The organism is Microcoleus sp. N3A4, assembly GCF_036701805.1.
Lineage (GTDB): Bacteria > Cyanobacteriota > Cyanobacteriia > Cyanobacteriales > Microcoleaceae > Microcoleus.
Genome location: NZ_JAUBRJ010000018.1, coordinates 14,697 through 30,205, shown reverse-complemented (window position 1 = coordinate 30,205; position 15,509 = coordinate 14,697). Strand labels below are relative to the sequence as shown.

General features: G+C 43.8%; 18 protein-coding genes. 11 read left to right on the top strand and 7 right to left on the bottom strand.

Translation table 11 applies throughout. From position 1 onward, the window contains the following. The first annotated feature begins 284 nt into the window (after positions 1 to 284). Positions 285 to 1,877: a DUF4070 domain-containing protein gene (locus tag QUA56_RS12960; protein ID WP_333358036.1), complete on the top strand. Its 1,593-nt coding sequence runs from the start codon at positions 285 to 287 to the stop codon at positions 1,875 to 1,877. A 100-nt stretch (positions 1,878 to 1,977) separates the two neighbouring features. Here QUA56_RS12960 and QUA56_RS12955 read toward each other — a convergent pair whose 3' ends face one another. The 3 genes from QUA56_RS12955 to QUA56_RS12945 all read right to left on the bottom strand — a co-directional run bounded on the left by QUA56_RS12955 (position 1,978) and on the right by QUA56_RS12945 (position 3,291). Continuing rightward, on the bottom strand, positions 1,978 to 2,502 hold the full coding sequence (locus tag QUA56_RS12955; protein WP_333358033.1) for a hypothetical protein: 525 nt from the start codon (positions 2,500 to 2,502) through the stop codon (positions 1,978 to 1,980). Positions 2,503 to 2,532: 30 nt separating this feature from the next. Beyond that, entirely contained in the window at positions 2,533 to 2,976 is a 444-nt protein-coding gene (locus QUA56_RS12950) for a Tse2 family ADP-ribosyltransferase toxin (RefSeq protein ID WP_333358030.1), read from the bottom strand. 90 nt (positions 2,977 to 3,066) lie between these two features. Continuing rightward, entirely contained in the window at positions 3,067 to 3,291 is a 225-nt protein-coding gene (locus QUA56_RS12945; RefSeq protein ID WP_333358027.1) for a hypothetical protein, read from the bottom strand. Here QUA56_RS12945 and QUA56_RS12940 point away from each other — a divergent pair. The 6 genes from QUA56_RS12940 to QUA56_RS12915 all read left to right on the top strand — a co-directional run bounded on the left by QUA56_RS12940 (position 3,279) and on the right by QUA56_RS12915 (position 6,764). After that, positions 3,279 to 4,175: a M48 family metalloprotease gene (locus tag QUA56_RS12940; protein WP_333358025.1), complete on the top strand. Its 897-nt coding sequence runs from the start codon at positions 3,279 to 3,281 to the stop codon at positions 4,173 to 4,175. The two genes, QUA56_RS12945 and QUA56_RS12940, sit on opposite strands and share 13 nt — an antisense overlap. Before the next feature lie 128 nt (positions 4,176 to 4,303). Next, positions 4,304 to 4,750, top strand: coding sequence for a DUF6932 family protein (locus QUA56_RS12935; RefSeq protein WP_333358023.1), 447 nt, complete (start codon positions 4,304 to 4,306; stop codon positions 4,748 to 4,750). Continuing rightward, positions 4,747 to 5,265 carry a helix-turn-helix transcriptional regulator gene (locus QUA56_RS12930; protein WP_333358020.1) on the top strand — a complete coding sequence of 173 codons (519 nt, stop codon included), beginning with the start codon at positions 4,747 to 4,749 and terminating at the stop codon, positions 5,263 to 5,265. The genes QUA56_RS12935 and QUA56_RS12930 overlap by 4 nt, the downstream gene beginning before the upstream one ends. 231 nt (positions 5,266 to 5,496) lie before the next feature. Then, complete coding sequence (locus QUA56_RS12925) at positions 5,497 to 5,880, top strand: papain fold toxin domain-containing protein (protein ID WP_333358017.1); 384 nt, start codon at positions 5,497 to 5,499, stop codon at positions 5,878 to 5,880. Between the two features lie 42 nt (positions 5,881 to 5,922). Beyond that, positions 5,923 to 6,291 carry a hypothetical protein gene (locus QUA56_RS12920; protein ID WP_333358014.1) on the top strand — a complete coding sequence of 123 codons (369 nt, stop codon included), beginning with the start codon at positions 5,923 to 5,925 and terminating at the stop codon, positions 6,289 to 6,291. 119 nt (positions 6,292 to 6,410) lie between these two features. Next, positions 6,411 to 6,764 (top strand): hypothetical protein, encoded by a 354-nt coding sequence (locus QUA56_RS12915; RefSeq protein WP_333358011.1) that lies wholly within the window; start codon positions 6,411 to 6,413, stop codon positions 6,762 to 6,764. Between the two features lie 128 nt (positions 6,765 to 6,892). Here the strand turns inward: QUA56_RS12915 and QUA56_RS12910 are convergent, their stop codons facing one another. Together QUA56_RS12910 and QUA56_RS12905 are read right to left on the bottom strand one after the other, a co-directional pair. Continuing rightward, the gene (locus QUA56_RS12910) at positions 6,893 to 7,471 is read right to left on the bottom strand and encodes a hypothetical protein (protein ID WP_333358008.1); all 579 of its coding nucleotides are present in this window, start codon (positions 7,469 to 7,471) and stop codon (positions 6,893 to 6,895) included. Then, complete coding sequence (locus tag QUA56_RS12905) at positions 7,461 to 7,991, bottom strand: hypothetical protein (protein ID WP_333358005.1); 531 nt, start codon at positions 7,989 to 7,991, stop codon at positions 7,461 to 7,463. The genes QUA56_RS12910 and QUA56_RS12905 overlap by 11 nt, the downstream gene beginning before the upstream one ends. Before the next feature lie 383 nt (positions 7,992 to 8,374). Here QUA56_RS12905 and QUA56_RS12900 point away from each other — a divergent pair, with 383 nt between their 5' ends. From QUA56_RS12900 to QUA56_RS12890, 3 genes are all read left to right on the top strand, one after another. Beyond that, positions 8,375 to 9,751, top strand: a complete 1,377-nt coding sequence (locus QUA56_RS12900; RefSeq protein ID WP_333358003.1) for an NB-ARC domain-containing protein — start codon at positions 8,375 to 8,377, stop codon at positions 9,749 to 9,751. Between the two features lie 82 nt (positions 9,752 to 9,833). After that, on the top strand, positions 9,834 to 10,088 hold the full coding sequence (locus QUA56_RS12895; protein ID WP_293145823.1) for a DUF4160 domain-containing protein: 255 nt from the start codon (positions 9,834 to 9,836) through the stop codon (positions 10,086 to 10,088). Further along, complete coding sequence (locus QUA56_RS12890) at positions 10,051 to 10,314, top strand: DUF2442 domain-containing protein (RefSeq protein ID WP_333329517.1); 264 nt, start codon at positions 10,051 to 10,053, stop codon at positions 10,312 to 10,314. The genes QUA56_RS12895 and QUA56_RS12890 overlap by 38 nt, the downstream gene beginning before the upstream one ends. Positions 10,315 to 10,401: 87 nt before the next feature. On the opposite strand, the gene ftsH4 is transcribed toward QUA56_RS12890, so the two are convergent. Together ftsH4 and QUA56_RS12880 are read right to left on the bottom strand one after the other, a co-directional pair. Continuing rightward, positions 10,402 to 12,267 (bottom strand): ATP-dependent zinc metalloprotease FtsH4, encoded by a 1,866-nt coding sequence (gene ftsH4 / locus QUA56_RS12885; protein WP_333358256.1) that lies wholly within the window; start codon positions 12,265 to 12,267, stop codon positions 10,402 to 10,404. Positions 12,268 to 12,623: 356 nt separating this feature from the next. Next, the gene (locus tag QUA56_RS12880) at positions 12,624 to 13,469 is read right to left on the bottom strand and encodes a M48 family metalloprotease (protein ID WP_333357999.1); all 846 of its coding nucleotides are present in this window, start codon (positions 13,467 to 13,469) and stop codon (positions 12,624 to 12,626) included. A gap of 288 nt (positions 13,470 to 13,757) precedes the next feature. On the opposite strand from QUA56_RS12880, the gene QUA56_RS12875 reads away from it, so the two are divergent. After that, complete coding sequence (locus QUA56_RS12875; protein WP_333357996.1) at positions 13,758 to 15,359, top strand: HAMP domain-containing sensor histidine kinase; 1,602 nt, start codon at positions 13,758 to 13,760, stop codon at positions 15,357 to 15,359. The last annotated feature ends 150 nt before the right edge of the window (positions 15,360 to 15,509 follow it).

The window sequence follows — 15,509 nt, the reverse complement described above, 5'->3', positions numbered from 1 at the left end:
GTTTGAAATTCTTTTTTGCCTTAGTTCCATGCTTTTTAAATGCGATTATCGTCAATTAACGGTCAAATACGATAAGATATCAGCATTTGCCAACTTTAACAGGGAACTGCCAGCTAAAAATTGCGCTCATTCTCTTGGCTTTAGGGGGTCTCACCCCTCGCCAGATATTCGATCGAGTGCAAGATCGTAATTTTAGCCTTAACATTAAGTCTTGAGAGTCGATCGAACTCTCAAACACGCCAGGCCGATCGCAACTTGTTTACTGATGTGAGGTTTAACATATAATGCGAGTTCTTCTAGTTTACCCCCTGTTTCCGAAAACATTTTGGTCTTACGAGAAAATCCTAGAATTAGTCGATCGCAAAGTGCTGCTACCACCGCTGGGCTTGGTAACGGTAGCAGCTATTTTACCCCAAGAATGGGAATTTAAGTTAGTCGATCGCAATATCAGACAAATCACAGAAGCAGAATGGGAGTGGGCCGAACTCGTCATTCTGTCCGCAATGATCGTTCAAAAAGAAGATTTGCTAGACATAATTCGCGAAGCCAAACGCCGCGGTAAATCCGTAGCTTGCGGCGGCCCCTACCCGACTTCCGTACCCGAAGAACCTCAAGCAGCGGGCATAGATTACCTGATTCTCGACGAAGGCGAAATCACCTTGCCGATGTTCGTCGAAGCGGTACTGCGGGGCGAAAAAAGTGGAATGTATCGATCGGACGGCGTAAAACCAGATGTTACCACAACCCCCGTTCCCCGCTTCGACTTGCTGGAATTAGACGCCTACGATTCGATGTCGATTCAATTTTCCCGAGGCTGTCCTTTCCAGTGCGAATTCTGCGACATCATCGTCCTCTACGGGCGCAAACCCCGCACCAAAAACCCCCAACAATTGATCGCAGAACTAGACTGTCTCTACAACTTAGGCTGGCGGCGCGGCGTGTTCATGGTAGACGACAACTTTATCGGCAACAAACGCAATGTCAAACTGTTGCTAAAAGACTTAAAAGTCTGGCAAGAAGAACACAAATTCCCGTTTACTTTCAATACAGAAGCATCCATCGATTTAGCCGAAGACCAAGAATTGATGGATATGATGGTATTGTGCAATTTCAATGCAGTGTTTCTAGGGATTGAAACTCCCGATGAAGAAAGCCTGCAAATGACGAAAAAATTCCAAAATACTCGCAATTCCCTGATCGAATCCGTAGAGTTAATTGCCAAATCCGGTTTGCGAGTAATGGCAGGATTTATCATCGGATTTGACGGCGAAAAACCCGGTGCCGGTCAGCGGATTGTCAAGTTTGCCGAAGCAGCAGCCATTCCGAGCACAACCTTTGGAATGCTGCAAGCTTTGCCGCACACTGCATTGTCCCACAGACTAGCAAAAGAAGGGCGGTTGCGCGACAAATCTGGCAACCTCAACCAGACTACTTTGATGAACTTTATTCCGACGAGGCCTCTCGAAGATATTGCCCGCGAATATGTCGAGGCATTTTGCGAAGTGTACGATGCCGAGAAATATTTAGACCGCACTTATCGCCATTTCTTAATGTTAGGTGCACCGACAGCAAACATACCTGCTAGAGTTCCTAGTTTGATCGATTTGCGAGCACTGTTAACTGTGGTTTGGCGGCAAGGAGTCAAGCGCAAAACTCGGTGGAAGTTTTGGCATCATTTGTTCAGCATTTTCAAGCGCAATCCTGCGGTTTGGGATCATTATTTGACTGTGTGCGCTCACAACGAGCATTTTCTGGAATACCGCCAAATTGTGCGGGATGAAATTGAAGCTCAATTGGCTGACTTTTTGGCTAATGAGTCTCAAACTGTATATCAAGAACCTGTTGCTGTTGAGGAAAAGCAAGTGCAAGCGGTTTAGGGTTGGAGAATTCAACCGAATAGCCAGATACCCGACTTCTTAAACAAGTCGGGTATCTAAATTGCTGGAACAAAAATATCCTCTGGGTGATTGAAGAGATTTACCCCACACTCAGCAATTCATCAAGCTTGTTCTTTAGGTCAGGCGATGCGATTAGTGGTCTATAAGTTTCACCTTCATAGGGCTTCCAAACATATCCAAGACTGAACGCTCGAAAAACCGAAGACGATCCAGTTGCTTGCCAAACAGCTTCAGCTAAAACCAAACCTGGAAAAACTAACGCAGGCTCTTCAATCAATTCGCTGTAGGTTCTAAACTCATCTACTTCCACACCAACTAAAGCATACCGAAACGGTGGAGCAAACCGCAAACTCTGATACAGAAAAATACCTATTTCTGTCATTAAATAAGCACTTTCTGGAGTGTCAATCCCAATCTCACTGATGCCACTTGGACAAACTCTACACCACCAATTTTCTTCTATATCCTTAAAAGTTTCTGCCCGACATTGGGAATGTCTATCGTTTGACAGAACCCAAGAAATTTCATTGAAATATTGAGCAAATTGCTCTGCTTCAGATTTCTGTGTCCCACATTCAGCCGATAAGCTAAATACCCATGCCATTGCTCTTCTCCCGTTGACTAAATTAAACTATCAAACTTTCTCCCATTCGCTCTGTGTCTGGGCCAGCGCTGCTTCATATTTCTCTAAAAGCATTGTAGCGCTTGGCAAAATACTGACATGAGTTGGACTATCTTGTACAGCTTCAATATCTCCAACGATCTTGCTGTCGTCAATCTGCCAAAGAGGATCTTTTCCTGTTCCGCCAAATTTTGGGGGTTTGCGGAATGGTGGTAAGCCTTCGATGGAGAGGGATACGGACATTCCTTTTGTGTTTCTAATAACTACAGTGACAGACTCCTCTGAAGACTTGCGCTCTGTTTGCGATCGTAAATAACCTTGTTCATCCAACCATTCTTTGGGTACTTGCTCAACATCAATGTCAATAATCGGTCTGACTCCCAGTAGCCTAGCACTGCGTCCCATTTTGGGTTTACCGTTTGCTTCTGCCATGCCTCGATAATAGAGTCTTGCCATTAGTCTTTTATCAGCCGAACTCGATCGCCATACCAATCATAAGATAGTTGCTGCAACAGAAAAGCATGAATATCTCAAAGGGATTCCATGTTACATATATTCCTTTAAATCTTCCAGCGGTAGATCGAAATCATCAGACATAACGATCTGACAGGCTAAACTACCATAACCACGAGTAGGGGAAATAATACTACTATTGGCGGCAGCAGTTATTTCGGCAGATAGAGGCGCGATCGCCCGCAAATATGAAAATCTAATCACAAGCTCAAAAATATCAAAATAGCGATCGCCCTCAACCCGCCATGCTAGGAACAAATCAACTCAGAACAGCCGCTCTCTTAGGACTCCTAAGCGGCCTTCTCGTTTTAGGAAGTTATTATTTAATTGGCAACGAACAAGGACTTTACATCGGTTTAGCGCTAGCCGCCTTCTCAAGTTTTAGCTCTTGGTACTATTCCGACACCGCAGCTTTGATGGCTTACCGCGCTCAGCCGATCGCCCGCAGCGAAGCACCAGAAATCTACGATATGGTAGCATCGCTGAGTGAAAAAGCCCAAATTCCGGTACCTAAAATCTTTGTAGTTCCCACTCAATCTCCGAACGCATTCGCCACAGGAAGAGACCCGGAACACGCGACAATAGCAGTTACTGAAGGCATCATGAAGCTGCTTTCCCGCGAAGAATTGGAAGGCGTTTTAGCGCACGAACTTACGCACATCCGCAACCGCGACACCTTGACTCAAGCAGTTGCAGGAACAATTGCCGGCGCGATTACATTTGTCGGGCGAATTCTGACTTTTGGAGCGCTTTACGGCCCGGTGACGCGGGATAGCAGACAAGGCCCGAATCCGTTTGGTTTGCTGTTTTTAATCATTTTAGCACCGCTATCAGCAACCGTAATTCAATTGGCGATTTCTCGGACGCGGGAATTTGCAGCAGACAGCGGTGCGGTGGAAATTACCAATAACCCGATCGGCTTAGCAAACGCGCTGCAAAAATTGGAGAAAATCGGTCATGAAATTCCCATGCACGGCAATCCTGCGATGTCGCCGCTGCTAATTGTGAATCCTTTTTCGACTAAAGGTTTGCAGTCACTTTTCCGCACTCACCCCTCTACCGAAGAGCGAATTCAGCGTCTTTTGGAAATCGCGCAGCAGCAGCAAGGTTCTCCTGTTATGGCCTACGTGCCCGGAATTTAGTCGGTTGAAAATGCAGCAAGAATATTGAAAAACCAGGTTGTTTGTAGCAGCCGGGTTTCTGTTTGTTTATAATGATAGCTGTGGTACGATCGACTCGCACAATTAATTTACGTCGCGGGTGTGAGTAAGTGATTCCAGAATTCGATGAAAACGGCAATCTACCACCGGGAGTTCATTTTTGCGAATGGGAGGAGTTTGAGGAGAGATTTGGCACGACTGTTAAAAGAGAGAACATGATACGGGGCTTGAAACTGGCAATGAGCCAGTTAAAAGCAGCGGGTGCTAGAACTATCTATATTGATGGTAGTTTTGTTACCAGCAAACAAACCCCTAATGATTTTGATGCTTGTTACGATCGCGAAACTGTAGATAGGGAGTATTTGAGAATTAATGCTCCTAGATTGTTCAATCATTACGATCGAAATGCCCAAAAAGCTAAGTATAGAGGAGAGATTTTTCCCTCCGACGAACCTGTAGGCAATTACGGGGACAATTCCTTTGATTTTTTTCAAAAAGATAGAACACAAAGGAAGAAAGGAATTATAGCAATAGATTTAATGAGGTGGGAACCATGATTAAAGATGAACTAGAGTATGAAGTTAGCAAAGAATGGGTTGAGAAATTTAACAAAACTTTAGCAGCAATGGAGCGAGATGAAGAAGCAAAAAGAAAGGATTTTCTCAAATGGGATGCAGGTAGAGGTTCGATCCAGTGCCATTTGGATCAATTACATGAAGAAATAGCAGAATATGAAAGATTGATGGCGTGGGACAAAAGCAAGCCGATCGAAATTGTAGTTGAGAATTTCAATAAACTGTCAGAGGCTTTAATTAAAGCTCGGATGGCTGCCAAAATGAGTGAGGAAGAACTAGCAAAAATTTTGGATATTGACCCAGAACGCATCAAGGAATACGAGCAAAAAAATTATCAAAGTGCGAATTTGACGGAACTAATTAATATTAGTTGTGCTTTGGGTTTGGAGTTTAAAACTGCTGTGATGCAGGTAGATTTTGAGGAAATAGAGTTTACCAAGCAAACAGTAGCAGAACGGCGAGAAAGAAACAGGAAGAAGGCCAGTAAAACAGCCTAAATATTTGAGGGGCGACATCCTTCGCCATTCAAGAGCACCTATACTAATCGTCCAGATACTGGTAAAGGCGAACAGCTTTGAGGTAAACTAAAATTCCTCGAAGTTTCTGGAGTCTGACTGGGAAAAAATGAAACTGATCTCGCATATTGGATGTGATGGCATATTGCTTCTCCAAATGCCCGCGATTTTGAGATACACTTGTACCTAAAGATAGGAGGTAAACTTTCCACTTTGAGTTTAGAGCAGAGTAGTTTAGATGAAATTCGAGAGGATATCGCTAAAATAGCCAGCCTTTATGGGGTTTTTCAATGTGTTGAATGCAGTCAGGCTATCAAAGAGTTCTTGACGGTCAGAAATCTACATGGTAAGCAGATTAAACTGGATTTAGAAAGGCAAGACCTACCTTGGTCAGTGATTTATGATTTACGACGACAGCAGCAAATTGCTACTAATGGCTACCATCAAGGGATATCAATTACCATTGACGAACAGGAAATTGTTTTTGATAATATAGATTGTAGTGGTGTGACTCGGCAGGAATGGCTGCAAAATTTAACATCTCCTACTCTGGAACTGGACATGGGAAGTTTTAAGGTTATAGAAGAGGAATTTTGAGCGGCAAAATTTGCAGTTATTTGAAAAATATTGAGGTAAAAAATGCACGATTTATATACACTGATTGAGAAAATTAAGAAAGCTCCTTCAATGTACTTGGGACGACATTCAATTATTTGTCTTCAGGCTTTTTTATCTGGTTACAGCGTTGCTAAATATGAGTTGGGAGAACAGCCAACTAAACAAGATAGCGATTTTATGCAGTTTCCTGAGTGGATACGAAAAAGATTCAATGTGCAGACTAGCCAATCTTGGGCTAACGTCATTCTGTTTTATTCTGAGGATGAAAGCAAAGCACTCGATCAGTTTTTTGCGCTGTTAAGTGAGTTTATCGATCGTCATTCTTCGACTGATACTTTAGGCGAAGGGGGATTGGAGATAGAGGAAAAAGTGCAAGTTTTTAGGAATTGATATAAAGCGCGAGAGCCTTCCCCATTCAATAGCACCTATACGATCGCTCAAGATACTGGTAAAGGTGAACAGCTTTGACAACAAGTTGCTCAGATAGTTCAACAGTTATTAGGAGGATTATGAGAGATTGGAATACTTTAAAGGAACGCTATTTGCGAGACGAACTACCTATTCGTTTGGGAAATTTAGCATCTAATTTGGCACGAATTAAGTCTCGCTGTCAAAATGTAGCTAATGGCGCAATAATTGAAAGTCTGCTGCAAGAAAGTAAGCTGCTTATTGAATGGACGGCTCAAGATGCAGAAATAGAAATAGCTGCTGAGTTAGTTGAGTTGCAGATTCAGTTAGCTTGCTGGCAATATTCTTGGGCAGGAATTTGGGAGGATGCGGAACAACGAATGAGAGTTGGAGAACAGGGAAGGATTTGGTCAGAAAAAGTGCTGAATATGTCGGGTTTGTTGGCTGTGAATTAGATAAGGGCGATCGCCTTTTGTGCGTGAAGGGCGATCGCAACTGGTACAACGATCGCAGTGTTTCGTATTTGGTGCTAAGGGCGATCGCTCTTTTTTACTCAAGCATCGCAACTCGCACAATCATCGCACTACTTTTTTTCTTTAGGATTTGCTGGATAAGTTGGGTTAGGACTCTCCTCCATCAAGATTTTTAAGATTCTGGAAAATTTTGTGTTTGGTACAGCAGCCGTAGTTGTAAACACAATTAGTGCAATAACAAATGAATATATTACTGATGCAAATAAATTAGTCCCTATCGCAGACCAAAAGCTTGTACGTTTTTGAATAATTTGTTCGATGGGCTCTAAAATTTCTTGGCGTATTTCCTTTTCCAAGTATTCCTCAGCATACTCATTTAGTAATATATTTGATTGCATTTTTAATGACAATAGAGCAGCACTATTTTCATTTTTGTAAGACATAATTGCCGATTTTAAGGCATCTTCTGTGGGCATTGTCCCCTGTGACTGTTGGTAGTCTTTCACAAATTGATGTTTATGAATCGAGTATTGAGCATACGCTATCATTCCAGATACTTTATCAAGTTTTGAAAGATTTGTATTAGGAGGATTAAGAAGTTCAAATACTTTTTCATCGGCTTGAAGTAGAAAGGGGTCGCGACCAAGATTGCTAGTATTACTACCAGGATTGTTCGGGCTATTTGTCATCTCTTTGTACCGATTCTATTACATCCCCAAAAACATTGCCCCCAACGTAACTATCGTATATATTATTGACACTAACATGGCTATTAGTAATACTTATCTGAATCATTAATTTTTTTTCTGTTTCTGTTTCAAAAAATTCATATATCACTGAAATAACGTTCTTTATGCCACGCCTGTCAATTGTAGTAAATAGAATCTTATTTCCAGAACTAAAAGTTAGTAATAATCCATAATGTTTTGGCTTCATGAAATTCCATAAGAACCCAAAAAATGCAGATAAAGTCAATAGCAGACCTAATGTAACGTTGTAACTACTAATAATCGCACCAACCATAAATAAAATTACTATAATCCAAAAAGGAATTGTTGCGATATCAACTTCTCCTTCACTAAAACTTTCAATATTATGAGATAGACAAACATTTTGGGAAAAATGTATTGTTCGTTTGGTAATGGTAATAACCTTATTACTTGCTAAGGCAATGCTATGAATCCCTGTCAGTTTATCCGCAATTTTCATAATTTATAAATAATCAATTAAAAATTCAAAAAATTAAGCTTAGAAAAAAATGTTTTTGTTCAAAGACTAAGCTTCAATAGATAACGGTGATGAACTTGCTCTACTGAAGAATGAGCAGCATAACTTTTAATCATACAGCAACTACGATCTGATACACTATTGAGGGATATAAAACGCTAGGCGTTTAATTACTAAATTTACGTTTCAATATCACTTCCATCATACTTAATAAATTGGATCTTTGTCTAGCCCAAAATGCTCGATTTTGTTAGCAGTTTTGTATGATACTCCAACTCGCCTTATGTAAAAAATGTTAAAAAATGCCAGAAAATGTTGGAAAAAGTTAGGTATAATACGGAAAATCACAACACCCACCATACTGCATGAATCTTAAGGAAGTGTTAAAAATGGCTGACGAGATGGTGTTTGCCAAGACGGGTGAGCACCTCGATAACTTACAAGAGGCAATTCTGCGAGGAACCATGCAAGGTGAGAAATATACCAAAATTGCCGAGGAGATTCACTGTAACGAGAGTTATGTTAGGCAAGTTGGTTCGCAATTATGGCAGATACTTTCAGAAGAGTTGGGAGAAGATGTTAATAAAAATAATTTTCGATCTGCAATTAAGAGGTTCCAAGTATCTAATTCTTCAAATTTTGCACAAGGCGTTTTAGCCATCGGTAATTTCAACACCTGTGGGGAAGCTAGACACCCGCCAAATATCCCAAACTCACACCCACCAAATCAGGAAACATCTAACTCAAAACAAACCACAACTCTACATCAAGATTTAAGCGAAATGCCAGAGTTGGGTGATTTCTACGATCGCACCGCCCAACTAGACACCCTCACCACATGGATTTTACAACAACGCAGTCGCCTCATAGCCCTGACAGGCATCAGCGGAATCGGCAAAACATCGTTAGCAGTGCAACTCGTACAACAAATTAAAGACGAGTTTGAGTACGTCGTTTGGCGTAATCTCGACACCTCTCCCACTCTCCCTGAATTTGAAGCTAACTTAATACAGCTTTTTTCCCAGTCAGAAAACCTAAATTCACCGGCAAGAAACCAGAAACGCTTACCGCTGATTAAATATTTGCAAAACCATCGCTGTTTAATAGTCTTGGATGACGTTCACAACCTTTTCTGTAGCGGCGAATTGGCAGGAAAATATAAACCCGAGTACGAAGAATATCGCTCCCTATTCAAACAGATAGAAAAATTATCCCATCAAAGTTGCTTTCTGCTAATCGGTTGGGAACAACCCAGAGAAGTGACTCAATTTAAAAGCCCAAATACTCTTATTCGTACCTTACAACTCAAGGGTTTAGACATCGCAGCCGGACGGGAAATACTCAGAGATTATGGGTTAGAAGAAAGCGACAACAGTGAAGCACTCATTCACCGCTACCAAGGCAACCCCCTATGGTTAAAAAGCGTGGCGAATCTGATTGAAGAGTTGGGAATCAGCGCGACAGAATTATTACTAGATGATACCATATTGTTGCCGGAAGATTTGAAAGATGTTTTACAGCAGCAGTACGATCGCACTTCCGAACTAGAAAAACAAGTTATGTCTTTGTTGGCTAGCGAAAACCAGCCAGTCAACCTAGCAAAATTGCTAGAAAAAGGACAAATATCATCATCAGATTTACTCAACGCGCTCCAATCTTTATCACGGCGCTGCTTGATAGAAAAACAGGAAAGTCTTTACACTCTCCCACCTGTATTGAGGCAGTATATCAAAGGGTTGTAACCAAAATATAAAATCGCCCTGTGCTACCATAGAATACAAAACTTACAGATATTCGCATTGAAATGTTGTATAACCTGAAATTATGCCAACTATTTTACGAGTAGGCCCTTACCGACTTTACTTTTACAGCCATGAACCGAATGAACCACCTCATGTTCACATTGACAGAGACAAATCATCAGTTAAATTTTGGTTGGAGCCAGTCAGTTTAGCAAACAACCTTGGTTTTAGTGCTAAAGAACTTCGGAAAATACAGTCGGTAGTACAAGAAAATCAACAAACGCTTTTGGAGGCTTGGTATGGGTATTTTGGCGATTCGAGCGGACGAGAGAGTTAAGGAGATTCATTTTACAGAAGAAACAATTAGTGTTGATTTGATGGATGGACGAACCATTACTGTGCCTTTAATTTGGTATCCCAGATTGTTTAATGCAACGCCCGAGCAAAGGGCAAAATGGGAAGTATGCGGAGGAGGCTATGGCATTCACTGGGAAGAAATCGATGAAGACCTCAGTACAGAAGGAATGCTGCGGGGGGCACCAGCTCCGAAGCCTTCTGCTTGAAAATTTACGAGCTAAGAAATACAAAAAAACGCAGATGATATTGCAATCATCTGCGTTCATTTGCGGTTTAATTAAACGGTTTTAAACTCAAGCCGCAGCCTTCTCTAAAGGCAGCACTTGAGCGAGGAATTTGTGCAGTTGCTCCCCTTCCACCACTTCAGTTTCCAACAGTTTCTGCGTAATTGTTTCCAACAATTCTCGATTTGCTTTCAGAATATCCAAAGCTTGCTGGTGTGCAGTTTCGACAATTTCCTTCACTTCTTGGTCGATCGCCTCAGCAGTTTGGGCACTCACCGCACGACGCGCATTTCCCATACCATCGCCGAGGAACGATTGTTGACTCCGATCGTAAGCAAGAGGCCCCAAAACCTTACTCATCCCGTAAGTTGTCACCATCCGTTCAGCTAAATCAGTCGCCCTTTGCAAGTCGTTGGAAGCGCCAGTAGTAATGCTACCAAACACCACTTCCTCAGCCGATCGCCCGCCCAGCAAAGTTGCAATTTGACCGCGCAGTTCCGACTCATCCAACAAGAAACGGTCTTCTGTCGGTACTTGCAACGTGTAACCCAATGCAGCCATACCGCGCGGGACGATCGATATTTTGGCCACTTCGCCGCCGCCGGTCATCGCAGCACCCACCATCGCGTGCCCGACTTCGTGGTAAGCCACAATCTTTTTCTCTTTTTCGTTGAGCACCCGGCTTTTCTTTTCCAAGCCAGCGACAACGCGCTCAAACGCCTCTAAAAAGTCTTCCTGTGCCACAGCGAGGCGGCGGTTGCGGGCCGCCAACAAGGCAGCTTCATTGACCAAATTTGCCAAATCTGCGCCCGAAAAACCGGGGGTGCGAGTGGCGATCGCCTTCAAGTCAATATCTGGGCCCAACTTCACTTTTTGAGAGTGAATGTTCAAAATTGCTTCGCGGCCGGATAAGTCGGGGCGATCGACTAAAACTTGGCGATCGAAACGGCCGGGGCGCAACAAAGCAGCATCCAAACTTTCCGGGCGGTTAGTTGCAGCCAGCACAATTACCGTAGTATTGCCCGCCGCAAAACCATCCATTTCAGTTAATAGTTGATTGAGAGTTTGTTCGCGTTCGTCATTCCCACCGAATGCAGCGTTAGTGCTGCGAGATTTGCCGATCGCGTCCAATTCATCAATGAAAATAATACAAGGAGCCTGTTTCTTAGCCTGCTCGAATAAATCTCTTACCCTCGCAGAACCAACACCTACAAACAGTTCCACAAACTCCGAACCCGAAATGCTAAAAAACGGTACGCCAGCTTCACCAGCCACTGCTTTTGCTAACAGCGTTTTGCCAGTTCCCGGCGGCCCGACTAACAGCACGCCTTTCGGAATTCTCGCACCGATTGCCGTAAATCTGTCGGGAGTTTTCAGGAACTCAACAACTTCGACCAATTCAGTTTTAGCCTCTTCTACTCCAGCCACATCAGCAAAAGTAATTTTCGCCGATTCGCCTTCCACGTAGACCTTAGCTTTGCTTTTGCCGATCGACAGTGCACCCTGCGGCCCGCCACCGCCCCGGTTCATGAAAAATTGAAAAATCGCCACAAAAATCAGCGGCGGAATCACCCAGCTCAAAACACTGCCGATCCAGCCATTTTTAGCCGGGGGAGTTGCCGCAAATTCAACGCCTTTTGCTTCCAAAAGTTTAGGCAGTTCCAGGTCAAAAATCGGCGTAGTTGACAGCACTTGACCGGGTTTGTCGCCTTCGCCTTTTAGTTGGTAGCGAATTTCATTTTGACCTACCGAAGCTCTGACTACATCTTGTTCTTGAACCTGATGGACGAACAAGCTGTAAGGCACTTGCGGAATTTGCGGCCCGAACAAATTCGGCAAAAAGATATTTGCCAGCAGAAACAAACTTGAGAGCAATAACAAAATATTGCTAATTTGCCTAAAACGAGGTGGTTGGGGCTGGTCTTTAATTGCCATTGATAACGATCGTCCTTGAATTTTAGTCAATTTTATTCATTTATTTTCTCATCAAATAGGCACGCAGTGTCAAGCGGATTTCCTCACTCGATCAGTCGGTTAACCGGGCTGCACTGATTTGGGATTAAAAACGAACCGCGAAGACGGGAAGGACACGAAGGAAGAGAAGAAGAGAAGATCGTTATAGTTATAAATTATTGGTTAATAGTTAGTTAATGGTTATTGCTTCCACATCGCTTTAAGATTCTCTCTCTGTTTTCTTACTTCGTGTCCTTCGCGTCTTCGCGGTTTGATATCGCGTCAGCCAAAAGTAACAAAGCCGCGATTTGAGAAATCTCTGAATAGTAGAATTATGTCTAACCGCCAGACACATTCTTCGCAAACTCTTCGCGTCCAGACACCAAATTAGCCGGTACGCCGTTAGGGTAGTTTTGTGCTATTAAAGCTTGCAATTTTTGAACTCGGTTTTCAGGGTTCGGGTGAGAACTCAAAAACTCCGGCGGCGCTTCGCCCTTCCTAGCTGCACCGAGAATTTGCATCACCTCAACAATACCTCTAGGATCGTAACCTGCCTCTGTCATAAACCGAAAACCGAGCCGATCGCTCTCAAGTTCGTCCGATCTACCGTACCGCAAACCGACAACTTGATTGACAGCTTGAGCAATTAATGCTGCCTGCTGACCGCCCCCGCGATCGTCGCTAGTAGCCACTCCAACCGCCGTTACCAAAGCCCTGCCCAACTGCTGTTTTGCCAAATGTTCCGCAGCGTGGCGCCCTACAACGTGACCGCTTTCGTGCCCGAGTACAGCAGCCAACTGAGCCTCGGAATTCAGCCGCCGCAGCAGCCCTGCTGTAATGAAAACTTGTCCTCCCGGCAAAGCAAAAGCATTGACAGTTTGGGGGTCTCGCAGCAGGTGGAATTCAAACGGATAACCTGCTTTTTTGGCATCCGAACCGTTGACAACTTTTTCTCCTACTCGATCGACATACTGCTGAATACTCTGACTCGGATAAAGCCCCCCGTATTTGGCTGCCATTTGATCTCGCGCCTGCAATCCCAAAACTATCTCTTGGCGGGGAGAAAGCTGCACCCGCTGTCTCTCTCCAGTTACCGGATTTTGTACGTCGTTTGTAAAATAGGTGATTGCTCCAAAAAATGCCATTAATAGCCCGATCGCGGCTCGAAATAAAAATTTGTTCACACGCTTTCACCTAAAAAGTTTAGCGAGTAGATTACCAGGCTGACAGCTACCTCGACATCTGTCTGAAGTATTAATAATGGTAATTGGGAATTGGTAATTGGGAATTGGTAATTGGGAATTGGTAATTGATTGCGACAACAGTGCGAGCTTCTAGCTCGCGTTCCGATAGCTCGCGAGCTAGAAGCTCGCACTACACAACAACAACGCTCGGCGGCGATTACCCGCACATGATAAAACAAATAACAAGTAACAAATAACAAGCAACCAATAACCAATTCCCAAATTCCCATGTTTCAAACTACCCGCCGCCGCCTCGCTATTTGGTACACAGCCGTTACTGCTGTATTGTTACTTGTATTCGCCACTGGTTTCTATTTCTACGTCCGCAATACTTTGATCGATCGCATTGACGACACTCTCAATCATGTTGTCGAAGTAATAGAGCGAACTCTCGTTATCGAACCGCTAACTTTCCCTACTACTGAAGATAAAATTAAGTTGCAAGTTAATATTCAAGCCAGTTTTCGAGACAGCACCGATGCAGTAGAAGACGACCACATCGATTTAGAATGGTTCAGTCCTACGGGTGAATTGCTGTGGTCTACTTTATCGGAACCGCTGAATATTCCGATTCACGCTAACCGCACGGGCGAAACTGTTTGGGTTAATCATAAGTTGCGGTTTGAAGGTACAAATCAAGTACAAGAAAGGTTGGCAGCGGGCAATGTACCGGATGTCACGGATTTAAGGGATAGAGGGAAGAGGGATTTAACCGCAGAGGCGCAGAGGGTACAGAGGGGAGAAATCAGAGATTTTGATGGCGGTTTGAATGCAGGTTTGCAGGAAAATCTAAATTTAGGTAGTGAAAAGTCGATCGCACAAAATACAAATCGCGTTTCTACCAAACCGATTAGCATTCGGACAACTCAAAACTATTCCCTCAGACAAGTAACGCAGCGAGTGGAAATCGGCCGCCAAGTTCTGGGATATTTGCGAGTCAGCCATCCTTGGTTTGAAGTGACAAAACCCATCCGCCAATTAATTCTCGATTTGATTTTGGGCGCGGGTTTAACTCTAATTGGCGTGGCGGCTATTGGCTGGCTGCTGTCGGGATTGGCGATGGCACCGATACGAGAGTCTTACGGGCGTCTCAAACAGTTTACGGCTGACGCTTCTCACGAACTCAGAAATCCGATCGCCACTATTCAAACTAACGTCCAAGTAGCTTTGGCGGAACCGGATATCGAACCGCAGCAGCATCAACAGCTACAAGTTATCGAACGCCTGACGCGCCGTTTGGGGCGCTTGGTTGACGATTTGCTGTTTTTAGCCAGACAAGACAGCGGTATCGTGCAGCAGCAGTGGATTGATGTTCCTCTCGATGCTTTGCTGATGGAGATAATTGAAGAACAACAGGCGATCGCCACTACCCAAAATCTCTCTCTTTCTTTGGAAATTGTCGATGTGCCCCACGCTGAGGACAACTTTACACTCTTGGGCGACTGGGATCAATTAGCCCGACTGTTTACCAATATCGTCAGCAACGCCGTGCAGTATACGCCCTCTGGCGGTCAAATTCAAGTAGAATTGCAGCTTGCAGCTAAAAACAAAAGAAATTCGCCGATGTTACATCCAGCGCTGCAAGTAAAAGTAACAGACACCGGCATCGGAATTGCCGCAGAAGCCCTGCCGCATTTATTCGATCGATTCTACCGCGCCGATCCCGCCCGCACCCACCGCAGCGCCGCCGGTTCGGGTTTAGGATTAGCCATCGCTAAAGCAATTGTCGAAAATCACCGCGGCCAAATCCGCATTGACAGCCAAGTCGATCGAGGAACCGCCGTTACCGTCACCCTCCCCGCCCACAAATCACCAGAAATCGGCCTCTAAAATTCCTCTTTTCCTGTTTTCCTCTCTTCCTGTGCGCCCTAGAAAGGTTAATCACAAAATCTATCCCTCAAGCCTGATTCTTCCTACCTCGCGCCCAAACCCAGCTATTAAAATTCAATTCCAGCATAGATTAACATGAACTTTGTTAGA